The organism is Coleofasciculus sp. C1-SOL-03, assembly GCF_040220555.1.
Lineage (GTDB): Bacteria > Cyanobacteriota > Cyanobacteriia > Cyanobacteriales > Coleofasciculaceae > Coleofasciculus.
In genome coordinates this window covers 1-14,513 of record NZ_JAVJUO010000144.1, presented here as the reverse complement: position 1 = coordinate 14,513, position 14,513 = coordinate 1, and the positions used below count along the sequence as shown (strand labels likewise).

At 46.1% G+C, this 14,513-nt stretch carries 11 protein-coding genes and 1 pseudogene; 9 read left to right on the top strand and 3 right to left on the bottom strand.

Annotated features, from left to right (window positions below):
• The first annotated feature begins 67 nt into the window (after nt 1–67).
• The 4 genes from RIE73_RS22790 (at nt 68) to RIE73_RS22775 (ending at nt 3,369) form a co-directional block, all read left to right on the top strand.
• The gene (locus RIE73_RS22790) at nt 68–952 is read left to right on the top strand and encodes a Uma2 family endonuclease (protein WP_446403367.1); all 885 of its coding nucleotides are present in this window, start codon (nt 68–70) and stop codon (nt 950–952) included.
• Between the two features lie 214 nt (nt 953–1,166).
• Nucleotides 1,167–2,114 carry a Uma2 family endonuclease gene (locus tag RIE73_RS22785; RefSeq protein WP_446403366.1) on the top strand — a complete coding sequence of 316 codons (948 nt, stop codon included), beginning with the start codon at nt 1,167–1,169 and terminating at the stop codon, nt 2,112–2,114.
• Between the two features lie 212 nt (nt 2,115–2,326).
• Complete coding sequence (locus RIE73_RS22780) at nt 2,327–2,830, top strand: DUF4365 domain-containing protein (protein WP_446360756.1); 504 nt, start codon at nt 2,327–2,329, stop codon at nt 2,828–2,830.
• Nucleotides 2,827–3,369 (top strand): hypothetical protein, encoded by a 543-nt coding sequence (locus tag RIE73_RS22775; RefSeq protein WP_446403365.1) that lies wholly within the window; start codon nt 2,827–2,829, stop codon nt 3,367–3,369. Before RIE73_RS22780 ends, RIE73_RS22775 begins: the two co-directional genes overlap by 4 nt.
• Nucleotides 3,370–3,379: 10 nt before the next feature.
• Here RIE73_RS22775 and RIE73_RS22770 read toward each other — a convergent pair whose 3' ends face one another.
• A complete protein-coding gene (locus RIE73_RS22770; RefSeq protein WP_446403364.1) occupies nt 3,380–3,763 on the bottom strand; it encodes a Uma2 family endonuclease in 384 nt (127 codons plus the stop codon).
• On the opposite strand from RIE73_RS22770, the gene RIE73_RS22765 reads away from it, so the two are divergent.
• The gene (locus RIE73_RS22765; protein ID WP_446403363.1) at nt 3,723–5,234 is read left to right on the top strand and encodes a PIN domain-containing protein; all 1,512 of its coding nucleotides are present in this window, start codon (nt 3,723–3,725) and stop codon (nt 5,232–5,234) included. The genes RIE73_RS22770 and RIE73_RS22765 overlap by 41 nt on opposite strands.
• Before the next feature lie 189 nt (nt 5,235–5,423).
• Here RIE73_RS22765 and RIE73_RS22760 read toward each other — a convergent pair whose 3' ends face one another.
• Together RIE73_RS22760 and RIE73_RS22755 are read right to left on the bottom strand one after the other, a co-directional pair.
• Complete coding sequence (locus RIE73_RS22760) at nt 5,424–6,611, bottom strand: SpoIID/LytB domain-containing protein (RefSeq protein WP_446403362.1); 1,188 nt, start codon at nt 6,609–6,611, stop codon at nt 5,424–5,426.
• A gap of 190 nt (nt 6,612–6,801) precedes the next feature.
• Nucleotides 6,802–6,927, bottom strand: a pseudogene (locus RIE73_RS22755) (DUF4058 family protein); the annotation flags it as partial.
• 106 nt (nt 6,928–7,033) lie between these two features.
• Here RIE73_RS22755 and RIE73_RS22750 point away from each other — a divergent pair.
• The 4 genes from RIE73_RS22750 (at nt 7,034) to RIE73_RS22735 (ending at nt 14,032) form a co-directional block, all read left to right on the top strand.
• Entirely contained in the window at nt 7,034–7,525 is a 492-nt protein-coding gene (locus RIE73_RS22750) for an acyl-CoA thioesterase (protein ID WP_446403361.1), read from the top strand.
• Nucleotides 7,526–7,550: 25 nt separating this feature from the next.
• Nucleotides 7,551–7,832, top strand: a complete 282-nt coding sequence (locus RIE73_RS22745) for an HNH endonuclease (RefSeq protein ID WP_446403360.1) — start codon at nt 7,551–7,553, stop codon at nt 7,830–7,832.
• Nucleotides 7,833–7,913: 81 nt separating this feature from the next.
• A complete protein-coding gene (dndE, locus tag RIE73_RS22740; RefSeq protein ID WP_446403359.1) occupies nt 7,914–8,300 on the top strand; it encodes a DNA sulfur modification protein DndE in 387 nt (128 codons plus the stop codon).
• A 992-nt stretch (nt 8,301–9,292) separates the two neighbouring features.
• Nucleotides 9,293–14,032 carry a hypothetical protein gene (locus tag RIE73_RS22735; protein ID WP_446403358.1) on the top strand — a complete coding sequence of 1,580 codons (4,740 nt, stop codon included), beginning with the start codon at nt 9,293–9,295 and terminating at the stop codon, nt 14,030–14,032.
• Nucleotides 14,033–14,513 lie beyond the last annotated feature (481 nt).

Sequence of the window (14,513 nt, the reverse complement as noted above, 5' to 3'; positions counted from 1 at the left end):
GATCCGATCAACTCACACTCAATAGCGATTGTTAGGATAAAGCCAGTTTTCCTAACAATTCCCATCCATGGTTTCATTCAACTATCCCACTCCTCAAACCGATCCACTGGGTTTACCCAAAGAAACGCTACCGACGATGTATGATCTTCCGAGTGAATATCCGGAGGAACCCGGTTTGCCTGACGAATTCCATGATTGGCAAGCGCATTTATTGAGCTTGACATTTTGCCCTCCCCACTATCCCCTTTCACAGATCTTTTATGCCAGCGACTTGAATATTTACTATGATGTGCATCATCCTCTGTGGCATAAACGTCCGGATTGGTTTGGGGTTGTCGGTGTGCCGCGACTGTATAATGATGTGGATATGCGCCTGTCTTACGTGGTTTGGCAGGAGGGCGTCAATCCATTCGTTGTGGTGGAATTGCTCTCACCTGGAACCGAGAGGGAAGACTTAGGAGAACAGGTAATCCCAGCGTCAGACTCTCAGCCGGAACAAGGTGAAGGAAATGGGCAAGAGAGTCAGCTTCCGGCTGAAGATAAACCGCCGCGAAAATGGCAGGTTTACGAGCAGATTTTACAGATTCCTTACTATGTCGTATTTAGTCGTTACACCAATCAGCTACGAGTGTTTAAACTCAATGAAGCCCATTATCAAGAGTTAGAGTTACAAGATGGGCGAGTATGGATGAGCGAGTTAGGCTTGGGTTTGGGATTATGGCAGGGAGAGTTTCAAGGGATTAATTGCCTCTGGTTACGTTGGTATGATGCTCAAGGAAACTGGATTCTGACTGAAGCGGAACGGGAAAGACAACGAGCTGAACAAGAGAGACAACGAGCCGAACAAGAAAGACAACGAGCCGAAGCCGCACAAGCTCAGTTAGATGCGTTGATGGAGCGACTGCGAGAATCGGGAATTGATCCCGATACCTTTTTCCAGGATCAGGGTTAAAATCAGTCGAGTCATTACAGTTAGCGATCGCAAGACGTAAAACCATGCCCTAAGCGTAGTTGAAGGGTCAATTGTCGGGACGAAAGCCAGCCACTGTAGGGGCGGGTTTAGGAACTAGCGCTAGCTTATTACCAATAACTCAACCACAAAACCCGCCCTTATTCATAAGTAGGGATTGTTAAGATAGAGCCAGTTTTCCTAACAATTTCCGTCCATGGTTTCGTTCAACTATCCCGTTCCTCAAACTGATCCACCTTGTTCACCGAGGGAAACGCTACCGACGATGTATGATCTTCCGAGTGAAGATCCAGAGGAACCCGGTTTGCCTGACGAATTCCATGATTGGCAAGCACAATTGTTGAGCTTGACATTTTGCCCTCCCCACTATCCCCTCTCACAGATCTTTTATGCCAGCGACTTAAACCTTTACTATGATGTGCGTCATCCTCTGTGGTACAAGCGCCCAGATTGGTTTGGGGTTGTCGGTGTACCGCGATTGTATGATGATGTGGATATGCGCCTGTCTTATGTGGTTTGGCAGGAAGGCGTCAATCCATTTGTTGTGGTGGAATTGCTCTCACCTGGAACCGAGAAGGAAGATTTAGGAGAACAGGTAACCCAAGGGCGAGAATCTGCGCCGGAACAAGGTGGAGGAAATGGACAAAACATTCAGCGCTCAACTGAAGATAAACCGCCGCGAAAATGGCAGGTTTACGAGCAGATTTTACATATTCCTTACTATGTCGTATTCAGTCGTTACACCAATCAGCTACGGGCGTTTAAACTGAATGGAGCGCATTATCAAGAGTTAGAGGTACAAGATGGACGAGTATGGATGAGTGAATTAGGTTTAGGTTTAGGATTATGGCAGGGAGAGTGTCAAGGGATTAATCGCCTCTGGTTACGTTGGTATGATGCTCAAGGAAACTGGATTCTGACGGAAGCCGAACAAGAGAGACAACGAGCTGAACAGGAAAGACAACGAGCCGAACAAGAAAGACAACGAGCTGAACAGGAGAGAATCCAAAAAGCCCAAGCTTTACAGCAAGCTCAACAGGACAGACAACGAGCCAAAGCCGCACAAGCTCAGTTAGATGCTTTGATTGAGCGACTACGAGAATCGGGAATTGACCCCGATACCTTTTTCCAGGATCAGGGCTGATGGAAAAGACAATTATACAACTTTTACCGATAAAAATTTAATCATTCTTGACCGCTTGAAGACGTGGTTATAGACGTTCCGCCGGAATTACTCTATGTCTTTTCACTCCAGGCGATCGCATACTAATTATCACAAGTCTAAAACTAGAGTCATATCAGGTATAATTATGATTTTAAACTCGGATATTGTGACCCCATAAAACCTTTAGGGTAGTGGACATCAACCAGCGAAAAGAACAATTCAGCTATGCCTATATCTATGCAGTGGCGTCAACGGCGGGTTACTCCTTTCAGATTGCAGCAAAACCCATGGATTTTGATGGCATTGATATCATCCTTGCGGGTGGCAGTGGGACAGGAATCATTCGGTATCCCCGTCTGGAACTTCAGGTAAAATGTACCTCGGTGAACTTGGTTAGTCATGATATTATTCGATATTCCCTGCCCTTAAAAAACTATAATGATTTAAGGGTAGAAAATGTGCAAACTCCTCGTCTGTTAGTCGTTATCGTCGTCCCCGATAAGTTAGACAACTGGCTAACCCAATCTCCCCAGGAACTTTGCTTAAAATACTGTGGCTATTGGATTTCTCTACGAGGTCAACCCCCAACCTCAAATCAAACAACGATTACAATTTCTATCCCTTGCCAGAATATCTTTAATGTAGAGGCTTTAACAACCCTAATGCAGCGAATCGAGGCAGGCGAAACCTTATGAAAGTCACCGTGCGAGATCCTGAAATTTTGAAGTGCTTGGAACCGGAACGAGTTCGTACTTATCTCCAGCAGCATCACTGGCAAGAAGTGCGCCAGCTTGAAAACACAGCATCTATCTGGACTCGTCAACATGAAATCGGCGAAGAATTGGAGATTCTACTACCCTTAAAACCAGAATTTTTAGACTTCCCCCGTCGCATGGCTGAGGTTTTACAAACCCTGGAAATTTCTGAACAAATATCTCAACTGGATATCCTTAGCGATCTGGTTACTTACGTGCCAAATATTACCCTCCAAGGAATCGTTACCAACGTACAAGAAGGAGCCACCATGGGTACAGTAACGCTTATGGGTATTGTTGTGGGAAAGCTGCGACGAATTCAACTCAACCTCACCGAACCTATCTACGAACTTGCTGTCAAAGCGTATCAAGCTAGGATTCCGGTCATCTGTCAAGGTGAGCTTAAAAAACAAGGTCGCTCTTTTGTCTTGCAACATCCCCATCACTTCACCCTCGACTTAGATGCATGGGTAGGTTAAGTTGGACAAGCTAAGAGTCAATTTCCCCCGCCTGAAAAATCTGTTCGGCTGTCAGCGTCAACTCTGGAAATGTACCGGAAACAATTGGCTCAGTACCTGCAAACTCGGCTCCTTCGTACAGTTCCTCAATCAGGGTAAAAATTGTTACTTTTGATTCCAGTGGGTCAATCACCCAATATTCGGGAATGTTTAAAACGTTGTATTCAACCCGCTTGGCACGATAATCAGTAGTCTTGGTCGATTCGCCAACCACTTCTACCACTAAAATGGGAGGGGGTTCGTGAAGTTCAATCACCGCCTCGCGGTTTCTTAACTCACGCCACTGCTGGGTAGGAATAACGGTTAGATCAGGAATGCGAGACGTATCCCATTTGCCAGCACGAGGCGATCGCACACCAATTGCTACAGCTATAACAATCCAGTCGTGTCCGGTAATCCTTGATGACCGCCCGGATGTTGAACTCGCACGACAAGAGTTGGATAGGAATCAACCACTATACCAGAAATTACTGGATAAAAATCTGGGTGATGAGATTGTTCTGGCAGAAGATGAATTTGGCTTTCTGGGCAAAAACACGGCAACTATAGTTGCGATAAAAGACAAGTATTTTGCGGCGGGAAAGCAAAGTTTAGATTTACTCGATACAGTTTTTAATATTAAAGGATTTAGTTTAGCCCCTGTCCCGATATCAGAGGATTATGGAATTGATCCTAAGTTTTTCCAGAATTTGCAGGAAATGCTCAAACAATATGAAGAGAATTTCAATAGAGCGAAGTCAGATTATCGTGCCGGAAAAATTCCCTTTGGTACTTTGGCTATTGTGATCAACAAAAACCCCGTTGAATCGTGGGAGATGTTAGTTGACGGTTCTGAGCCATACATCCATTGTTGGTCTAATTTTCAAGAAAAATTTGATAATTCCCTTGCTCGACTCAAGAAAGGGGGACTCGTAATAATTGATTTAGTATCCTTGTTAACTTTGTATCGTTTGGGAATAGCAGATAGTGTCGTACAAACGCTAGGCAAGTTTGGCATTGCTCAGTCTACACTCAATCTCCTACGCCAGGAGGTAGAAAAATGTCAAGGCATTAAGTCAGACGGTGAATCAATCCTTTGTACAATTAACGGACAACTTGTAAGGCAGGAATTTACCCTAGAAAATGCGGCTAAAAGGAAAGCTTATTTTGAGCAACTTATCTGCTGGGTACGAAATAACTGTTATATTTTACCCTGTCGGCAAGCCTTAACTATTAGTAGAGATGAACGGGCAAAGCGTAATGAAGTACTAGGCTTTTCTTCTGTCGATACTCTACTGATTGCCAGTGAACCTAATCGTATTTTGTACTCTGATGACCAGTGGCTGCGCTACTTTGCTTATACAGAGTCAGGTGTAGGAGGAGTTTGGACTCAAGTCGTTCTGAACTATTGTCTACAGCAAAAGTCTATTAATGAAGAAAAGTACCGTAATGCAATCTTACAATTAATCGACTGGGGATATAACTATACTATCGTTGATGCAGACATTCTACTGGAAGGGGCTAGGCAGGCAGAATGGAATATTAAAACTCAATACCTAGCCGTGCTGAAGGTTCTTGAGGATCAACGAACTTCAGCAGATTACGTCATTTTTGTCGCCACTGAATTTCTCTATAAGCTTTACAATGAGGATATAATGCCTCTCTACAGAGATTATCTAATTTTTAAATTGCTCACAGCTATTACGGCTAAAAGGTCTAAGAGCAGCATGCTGAATGGGTTGATTGTTCGGTTACAGAATAAATTTAGTTCATTCTATATTATCAATTATCAAGAGGTTGTAAATTTGATAAAAATATGGAAATATACCCAAAACATTGTTACTTAAATTAAACAATTTTTAGAATTAGCGTTGGCTGTAAATAATTTCACCTTTCGAGAGCAACACTTAGGGCTTGTTGAATAAGTGCTGTGGTGAGGGTAGGCAACAGTTTCAACCCCCCGCCCAATGTGTAGAGACTTGCATGAACGTCTCTACAACGGAAATTTATTTCCTGGTTATACAAATCAACGCTCCCTAATTTGTATCCCCTTCATGATCCTCAATCCACGACAACCCCGCACCCGGATAATAATGGTCTAAAATTTGTTTGTAATCATAGCCCTGCATCGCCAACTCGTAGGCTCCCTTTTGGCTCATTCCTTGACCGCCAAACACATTACTGACAATATCATCGGAAGCCGCATACATGGATTCAACGACACCTCCTTTATAACTGAGAAACATGCCCTGGGTTTGCTGAACCGCTTGAGTGGTGGTATTCCACTCCGACTCAATTCCCTTATACACTTGCCAACGCTGAGTATTACCCAAATCGTATAACTGATTAGCGGGTCGAATATAATGGACGATCGCATAGGAACGAGCCGTGATCGCTTGGGCTTTCAGGGCGGCGGGGGGCCAATTGGGATAGATTTCTGCACCCACTACGCTGGCTAGATAGGTCTCAAGCTCAATATAGTTAACGGCAAGGATACTATCCCCTTGGGAGACTAAGAGTAAATCCCCGCGATACCAACGTCCATTGACAAAAACAAATCCGCCACCCGTGGGTTTAAGCCAAACGCCTGCTGGGGTTTTCCATTCACCGATGCGAAGATAAGAACCATGGGGTTGAGCGTTAACGCCTTCGTTCGCCTCAAGTTTTCCTAATGTTTTCCCATTGGCATCCACGACGATTCCGGTGGTAGATGTGCCAACGTCTAGGGAACTCACTCCTGTGGCGATCGCAACTCGCATTTCTAAGCTGGCTGCATTGGCGGGAGGAGTTTCTGATTTGGCTGAGTTTCCGGAAGCAGCGGAAGGTGATTGGGGGGGTGGAGTTTGGGCTTGAGTCTGGGCGTTGGGTTTGGGCGGTAGGGGGGTAGGGGGTTTGGGTACTGAGGGTTGAGTTTGAGCGGTTTTATTCGCTGTTGGTGATTGAGTTGTTGAAGTTTGAGTTTTGGCAGTATCTTGATCAGTAGACCCTTGCGATGGGGTTGCTTTGGCGACAGCAGTTGAGGGATATTGCCAGGAGAGACTTTGTGCCACCAGACGATGACGCCATTCCGTTTCCGCTGGGGACGGCTGTGGTGGCGGTGGGACGTCCGACAGGGGAGACGGTTCCGAAGACGGTTGGGGAGAGGATGGGATGGGTTGAGAACCAGAAGTAAAGGATTGAGCTAACATCCAGGGCAATAGGAGGGATGCTGAAACCACAACCATTGACCATAGTCTGGAACCCTTGAAAATCGGTTGGTTGTTCGGCAGGCGAATCATCAATACTGGCTCCTAAGCGGGTAGGGAGAGGACGATCACAACAAATTGCGAGTCAAGCACCGCCTTTTAGTTTAGTCTGCGATCGCGTCTTTGGATAAGGATGCAAGAAGGATTTGATTGTTGGGGAGATTATTTACCGATATTTAGGAACGATTTGAGGGGTAATCGCATCTGCGATCGCGACAATAAGTCGATTGTGGACTTGATGCCACAGGTCTGGCAACTCCAAGTAGGGGTTCATTCCTGGGAATGGATTGTGCATTATAGCTTACTGTATAAATAATGTCGGTTATTCCCGCTTGCGGTTTACGGTTTGTCCTGTGTTATCTAGGTAGTGACACAGTAACATTCTCAGTTAGCTTAGTATTATGTCTGACAATTCCCAATCTTCAGCGCAACTTCCACCCACCAGCGCCATCCAAAGTCATTCGTTAACCGCTACAACTGAACATTGGTTTGAATATCCGGTGCGGGCACATCCTCACCACAGCGATTATGCTGGTGTGGTTTGGCATGGTAATTATATAATCTGGATGGAAGAAGCACGGGTAGAATGCTTACGCTCTATTGGCATCGAGTATGCTGAATTAGTGGCGATGGGATGTGAATTACCTGTGGTTGAACTTTCTGTGCGTTATCACCGTCAGCTTCGCATGGGTCAAACCGCGATTGTCAAAACCCGGATGACGGATATGGACGGTGTTCGCATCTATTGGGATTACCAGATTCAATCGCCTGATACAAAAGAACTCTATGTAACCGGTCGGGTGACGTTAGTGGCTGTTGACCGGGAGAAAGGCAAGATTCTGCGAAAATTACCGTCAGACGTCCAAGATGCCCTCGTGAAGCTTTCCCGTTAATGTCTGTGATAGTTGGCGACTACTGATGATTTGTCAATTATGTGAACGAGATGTAGAACCTTTAACGGTTCATCACCTAATTCCTCGACAGAAGGCAAAGAAGCAAAAAGTTGAGACAATTCCCACCGCCATGATTTGTTCTGCTTGTCATCGGCAAATCCATTCTCTGTTTGACAACACCCACTTAGCCCAAGAACTCAATTCGTTGGAAAAGCTAAAACATGAACCTCAGATGCAAAAGTTTTTAATCTGGGTGCAGAAGCAAGACCCTGCTAAACGGGTACGAGTGCATCGTCAAAATTTTTAAGTACCTGGACATCAATTCTGTACGCTGTACTAAGAAAGATTAAGAATCCTCAAATCCTTACTGTTCCCTGTTTCCTGACAAATGACAACTGAAATTGAACGCTTTAAACTCTCAAAATCAGCCAAAGACCAACTAACAAAACTCAAACGCTACACCAAAATTGATCAGTGGAATATTCTTTGCCGTTGGGCGTTTTGCCGTTCCCTGGCGGAACCGACTCAACCTTCCCCTGTCCCTATTCCGGCTGACTCGAATGTGGAAATGACGTGGCGGGTGTTTGGTGGTGAATTGGCTGATATTTTATTAATGGCGCTGAAACAACGCTGTCATAATGATGGTTTAGGGTGTGATAAGGATACCCTGACTACTCAATTTCGCCTGCATCTCCATCGGGGGATTGGGTATTTAGCGGGTGATCCAACGATTAAGACGATTGAAGATTTTATTGAAATTGCGAATAAGAAATAAATGTTCTCGGTTATTCACTTCTCTAAACTCTTCCATCATGCATGTCTGGTTATTTCCGATGAGATTATGTGTGATGTGTTCTGTGTTCGTTAACTCTGTAGGGGCGAGTTAGAAGTTACCGTGAATAGGAGTCTATAGGTCGGCACATTTTCCCATGGTGAAATAATACCTAAATTTTGCGATCGCGTCAACCCCTAATCCTTTTTCTTTTAAGGCGATTATCCTTTTGATGGGCAATATTCACCTGAACATCGGTATGATTGAGGATTTCTCCTATTCTTCTATCAAATTACGACTTGTCTTCCTCTGAAATTAACCTTTAATAAAGAATAAATTATTATTAGTTGACGGTTGAGATGAGAGAACAGGGAACAGGGAACAGGGAACAGGGAACAGGAAATAGTAAAGGCTTGAGATTTGTTAACATTTATGAATACAGCAGACATGATTTATGTCCAGGTACTTAAAGTTACCATAAACTTGTAGGCAATCGCTATTGTCGTTGTTTAGAATATCGGTTGACTAGATTATCGGTGAGTAGAGAATTCTCGCTGAGACTAGGGCGAGCGCTCGCTCCGAATTTTAGCGGAGAATGTCATTCATCGTGTCTTGATTCCAGGCTAGCGGTTTAAGTTACGGTGAAATGATTTATTCTTTGAGCCAAGAAATAAGCTAAGTAAGGGAACTGCATCTCCTCAACAGGTGTAAGACAGATCTACCACAAAAATCCGGACAGGTATCACAGGTTTGGGTAAGTAATAGCGTATCACTGTCAATGACACGATCGGTCTATTTCTGTTTCCCGTCTTTTAGTTTAACCTTCAAAAAACCTGTCACAAAAGAATTATTAATTTAGGGAAATCTACGACGGTGTTCACCGCTTACCGTTCAATTTATAGCGCGTTAACTCAGCCTAGCGGTTAGCCGCAAACCGCAATTGGAATGTCCTCTACTTGTTCAGGACATCGCTCACTCCCCCTATAGAGATACCTATGACACAAAAATCATTGCTAGAAATCTTGGAATATATTTCCCTGGCTGGTTCTGCTGTCGGAACTGTCGTAGCGGCGACATCTCAGCAGGTGGCTTACGCCGCAACGCCGTTAACGGTGGCGCTGGCGCTGAACCTGTTGAACCGGCGCCATCAGATACAGCAAACCCAGGAGACTACCAGAAGTGCGATTGGGGAAACCTATCAACTGATTCAATCGCTACATCAGCAAGTCCAAGCTATCCCGACGCTGAATAATCAACTCAATAGCTTAGATCAACAATTTAATGCTCGACCCGAGAAAGCAGCCGTTGAGGACTTAAAAGCCTCCCTGACGGCGCTAACGGAGCAATTTAACCAACTGAGTCAAACCTTTACTACTCGCCCGGAACTGCAAACCATTGAGCAGTTGCAAACCACTGTAGCCCAATTGACCGAACAGTTCCATACCCTCAGCACTCGGTTTGAGCAGCTACCGACTGAGCCAGAGGTAGACTTAAGTAGCATTGAACAAGCTGTTTTTGAACTGACGGAACAATTTAGCCAACTCTATCAACAATTCCATAGTCGTCCCGAACTTGAGGATATTGAGCAAACTCAGACAGATATTTCCCAACTCAATCAACAACTTAGTACAATTACGGTTCGCCTGGATCAGTTACCTGCACCATCAGAGGTAGACTTGAGTATGATCGAAGGCGCGATCGCTGAAATTACTAGCCAAGTTGACACCTTAACCACTCAAGTTAACAGTCAACCTAGCGCCAGCGAAACCGATCTCACGGGGATAGACGCCGCACTCTCAGAACTCACCGAGGAATTTAGCCAACTTCAGCAGCAGTTCCAGACTCGTCCAGAACAGCAAACTATCGCTCAACTTAGAGATCAGGTTGAACGCCTGAGTCATCGCCTAGATGAGTTACCCACAGCACCCATAACCGACTTAATTAGTATTGAAAGCGCGATCGCTGAAATGACCAGCCAAGTTGACACCTTAACCACTCAAGTTAACAACCAACCTAGCACCAGCGATACCGATCTGACCGGACTAGACGCCACCTTGGCTGAACTCACCGAGGAATTTAGTCAACTTCAGCAGCAATTCCAGACTCGTCCGGAATTACAAACGATTGCGAATCTAAGTGAACAACTCGAAACCCTCAGCCAGCGCCTGGATCAACTTCCCCCAGCCTCAGCCGAGAATTTAAATGGTTTTGAACCAATTATCGCCCAGATTACCAGTCAGATCGAAACCTTAACCGCACGAGTCAATACCCTTCCCCTCTCCGGTGAAACCGACTTCACCGAAATTGAAGAAGCGATCGTCCAAATCCATGGTCAAATTAATACGATTCAGCAGCAATTCCAGAATCGACCAGAACTGCAAATTATTCAGCAATCCCAACGGGCGATCGCAGACCTAACCGAACAACTCGAAACCATTAGCCAGCGCCTGGATCAGCTTCCCACTGTACCCGGGGAAGACTCAACCGCGATCGCCGAAATTACCGATCAACTGGACACCTTAACCAATCAGGTGAATCGCCTCTCCCCAGTTTCCGACACCGACTTGCGCGGTGTCGAAGCAGCGATCGCCGATATCCGCGAACAACTAGAAACATTAAGCACCCGCGTTGATACCCTCCCCTTAACCGCCACCCCCGAAGCCACCGACTTCAGTGAAATCGAAGCGGCGATTATTGATCTGAATCAACAACTGAGTCAACTGCATCAACAATTTACCACCAGACCCGAACTGGAAACCATCGCCCGATCGCAAACGGAAATTTCCCAACTGGCGGCAGAATTTGCTACCCTTAATCATCGCCTAGACCAACTCCCCACCCCATCCGCAGACGGCGTAGACCCAATCATTGGCGAGATTAGTGAGCAAATCGAAACCCTCAGTCAACGGGTTGACCAGCTGTCTCAATCTTCAACCGAGGTCAGTCAGTTAGACCAAGCCATTGCTAATATTAGCGAACAAATCGACAACTTAACCCAGCAAGTTAACTCTCTATCCCCGGCTTCAGACCGGGATCTCTTTGACTCAGAAGACACCCTGGCGCAACTCCAAAGTCAGATTAACACCCTGAATCGACAATTCCAGACTCGACCGGAACTTCCCGAACTTGAGCAAACGCAAAGTGCGATCGCGCAACTGACGCAGGAACTGGACAGTCTTCGCACTCGCCTAGATCACTTATCCACAGCACCAGAGGGTGATGGTAATATCACTGAACAAACCATTACCGAGATTACTGAGCAAATTGACACCTTAACCGCACAAGTCAACACCCTATCCACTCCCCCAGAAACCGATATCAGGGGAATCGAAACCGCGCTTTCCCACCTGACCGAGGAATTTAGCCAACTCCAGCAACAGTTCCAGACTCGTCCAGAACTCCAAGACATCGAACAATCTCAACAGGCGATCGCCCAACTGAGTCAGCAACTGGATACACTTACCACTCGTTTGGATCAGTTGTCAACCCCACCAGAGGGTGAGGGTCGTGTCAGCGGACAAACCCTGGTTGAGATTACCGATCAACTTGACAACTTAACCACCCAAGTTAATACCCTATCCACCCCCACTGAAACCGATGTCAGTGGCGTCGAAGCCGCGCTGTCCCACCTGACCGAGGAATTTAGCCAATTCCAGCAACAGTTCCGCAATCGTCCAGAACTCCAAGAAATCGAGCAGTCTCAACGAGCGATCGCGGATTTAACCGAACAACTGGATCATCTGAGTACCCGCCTAACTCAGATACCGACGACGCCAGAGGTAGATCTGAGTGGGATTGAACAAACCATTGCGGAGATTGCGGGTCAAATTGACACCTTAACTCAACGAGTGGATACAATTAGCACTCGCCTGGATCAGTTACCCCCAGTCCCAGAGGTGGATCTCACGGGTGTGGAACAAACCATTGCAGGGATTGCAGGTCAAATTGACAGGTTAACTGAACGGGTGAATACCCTCTCCACTCCCACGGAAACCGATTTGAGTGGGGTAGAAGACTCCCTGTCTCAACTAGCGGAACAATTTAGCCAACTTCAGCACCAATTCCAGGAACGTCCAGAACTAGAGGAAATCGAGCAATCTCAAACCGCGATTGCGGATCTGACGCAACGACTGGAAACCCTGAATATTCGCCTGGATCAATTACCAATTATTCCAGAGATCAATCTGGGGGGAATTGAACAAACCATTGGCGAGATTACGGGTCAAGTTGAAACCCTAACCGAACGGGTGAATACCCTCTCCACCCCCACCGAAACGGATTTGAGTAGCGTCGAAGCGGCGTTGTTTGATTTAACCGAACAAGTCAGTCAACTCCAGCAACAATTCCAGAATCGTCCCGAACTTGAGGACATCCAACAATCTCAACAAGCGATCGCGGATCTGACGGAACAACTGGACAATCTCAGCATTCGCCTGAATCAGGTACCGACGACGCCAGAGGGTGATCAAAGTGCGACGGAACAAACCTTGGCGGAGATTACGGGTCAAGTTGAAACCTTAACCGACCGGGTGAATACCCTCTCCACTCCCACCGAAACCGATCAAACTGGCGTCGAAGCCGCATTGTCAGAACTGGCGGAACAATTGAGCCAACTCCAGCAACAGTTCCAGAATCGTCCGGAACTCCAGGAGATGGAACAGTCGCAAATCATGATTGGTCAACTGGCTGAACAACTGGAAATGCTGAGTACCCAATTTGAGCCAACCTCCGCAACATCGGGAGTCGATTTAATGGAGATTGGATCAGCGATTGTGGATGTTCATAATCGCCTGGATGAACTAACGGCGCGTTTCGAGCAATTTCCAGGGACAGCTGACACCGAACCCGCACCGATTCAACCCACTCTGTCCGATTTAGTGGAAGAAGAGGTTGTCGCACCTCCACCTCCCATCCCGACAATCCCCGCACTGGAACAAATTCAGCAACTTCCCGAAAATGAGGCGATCGCACCGCTTACCGATAAGCTAAAATCCCTGAACGAACAGTTTCATAGTCAGCCAGCGACTCAAGCGGTTGAGGGGGTAAAAATGATGTTGATCCAATTAACGGATCAGGTCAATGTGATCACCTCACGTTTAGGGGGATTACCCACCGCACCGGAAACTGATCTGAGTGGCTTAGAAACCGCGATCACTGAGGTACACAGTCAACTCGACACCCTCAATCAACAGGTTCAGGATCGACCAGAAGTCCAAGCCATTGAGCAGTTGCAAGAGGCGATTAATCAGCTTGGGGAACAGATTTATACCACGTTGGTGCAATTCAACCAGGAATCGGAATCCATGTCCAAGAAGGAAAAAGACGACGCCATCAAGGATATCGATTTCCAGTTAGATGCGATGGAGTTATGTCTAGAGAATTTACCCATGCTGGCTGAGTTAGAGTTCAGTGGGGTGAAAACGGCAGTCATGGCGATCGACAAACAGCTTGATAGCTTAACCCAAAGCATCGCCGACAGTCAAGCCAAGCTATTTGAAGTCGATCTCAGTGGTGGAGAGGAAGCAATGGACGATATTAATCGTCAGATTGAGGAACTGAATCAGAAGCTTAGTTCCCACTTAGATAAAGCTACCATTGACCAATTAGAGAGTGCGATCGTGCATCTAAAAAAACAGCTTGATGCGGTTACGTTTAGTTTAGAAACGCTACCCGTGGCGTCGGATGATATGGACTTTGGCGGGGATGAACCCGATATCGCTGATTTACAGTGGTAATTTGTCCTTTGTCTTATGTCCTTTGTAAGAACCGTATAACTGTAGGGTGCGTTAGGCGCAACAACTCATATTGATGATCCTGTTAATGGGAATATCGCCGTAACGCACCATGATTTGGGTCAAAGCACAGCTAGATCAGGGCACGATATTATCCATTCGTGTCAACTTATAGACTTTGTATAACTAGCGATCAAAGTTTAGATCCCCCTAAATCCCCCTTCAAAAGGGGGACTTTGATTACAGCAGTTTTCAAGTTAGTAGACTACAGACGATGATTGCGCCCAAAAGCAAGCCGATACAATTTTGTATTCCATAAACCTGAAAAGCGCTGTAATTTCTGGTTCCCCCCGTGCAACAAAAAGCGAAGCATCCGCTGGCTTCCCCCTTTTTAAGGGAAGAGGGGGATCTACAAGGCTCATAAGGGTAGGTTTTTTAAGATTGGGGTGGAGGTAAGACAAGGGAGACAGGTAGACCAGTAGAC

Excerpts from the sequence above, each read along its gene's own strand:
- RIE73_RS22790 (WP_446403367.1), top strand. The coding sequence starts at position 68 with ATGGTTTCATTCAACTATCCCACTCCTCAAACCGATCCACTGGGTTTA.
- RIE73_RS22745 (WP_446403360.1), top strand. The coding sequence starts at position 7,551 with ATGATTTGTCAATTATGTGAACGAGATGTAGAACCTTTAACGGTTCAT.
- RIE73_RS22765 (WP_446403363.1), top strand. The coding sequence starts at position 3,723 with ATGCGAGACGTATCCCATTTGCCAGCACGAGGCGATCGCACACCAATT.
- RIE73_RS22750 (WP_446403361.1), top strand. The coding sequence starts at position 7,034 with ATGTCTGACAATTCCCAATCTTCAGCGCAACTTCCACCCACCAGCGCC.
- RIE73_RS22735 (WP_446403358.1), top strand. The coding sequence starts at position 9,293 with ATGACACAAAAATCATTGCTAGAAATCTTGGAATATATTTCCCTGGCT.
- RIE73_RS22785 (WP_446403366.1), top strand. The coding sequence starts at position 1,167 with ATGGTTTCGTTCAACTATCCCGTTCCTCAAACTGATCCACCTTGTTCA.
- RIE73_RS22775 (WP_446403365.1), top strand. The coding sequence starts at position 2,827 with ATGAAAGTCACCGTGCGAGATCCTGAAATTTTGAAGTGCTTGGAACCG.
- dndE (WP_446403359.1), top strand. The coding sequence starts at position 7,914 with ATGACAACTGAAATTGAACGCTTTAAACTCTCAAAATCAGCCAAAGAC.
- RIE73_RS22760 (WP_446403362.1), bottom strand. The coding sequence starts at position 6,611 with ATGGTTGTGGTTTCAGCATCCCTCCTATTGCCCTGGATGTTAGCTCAA.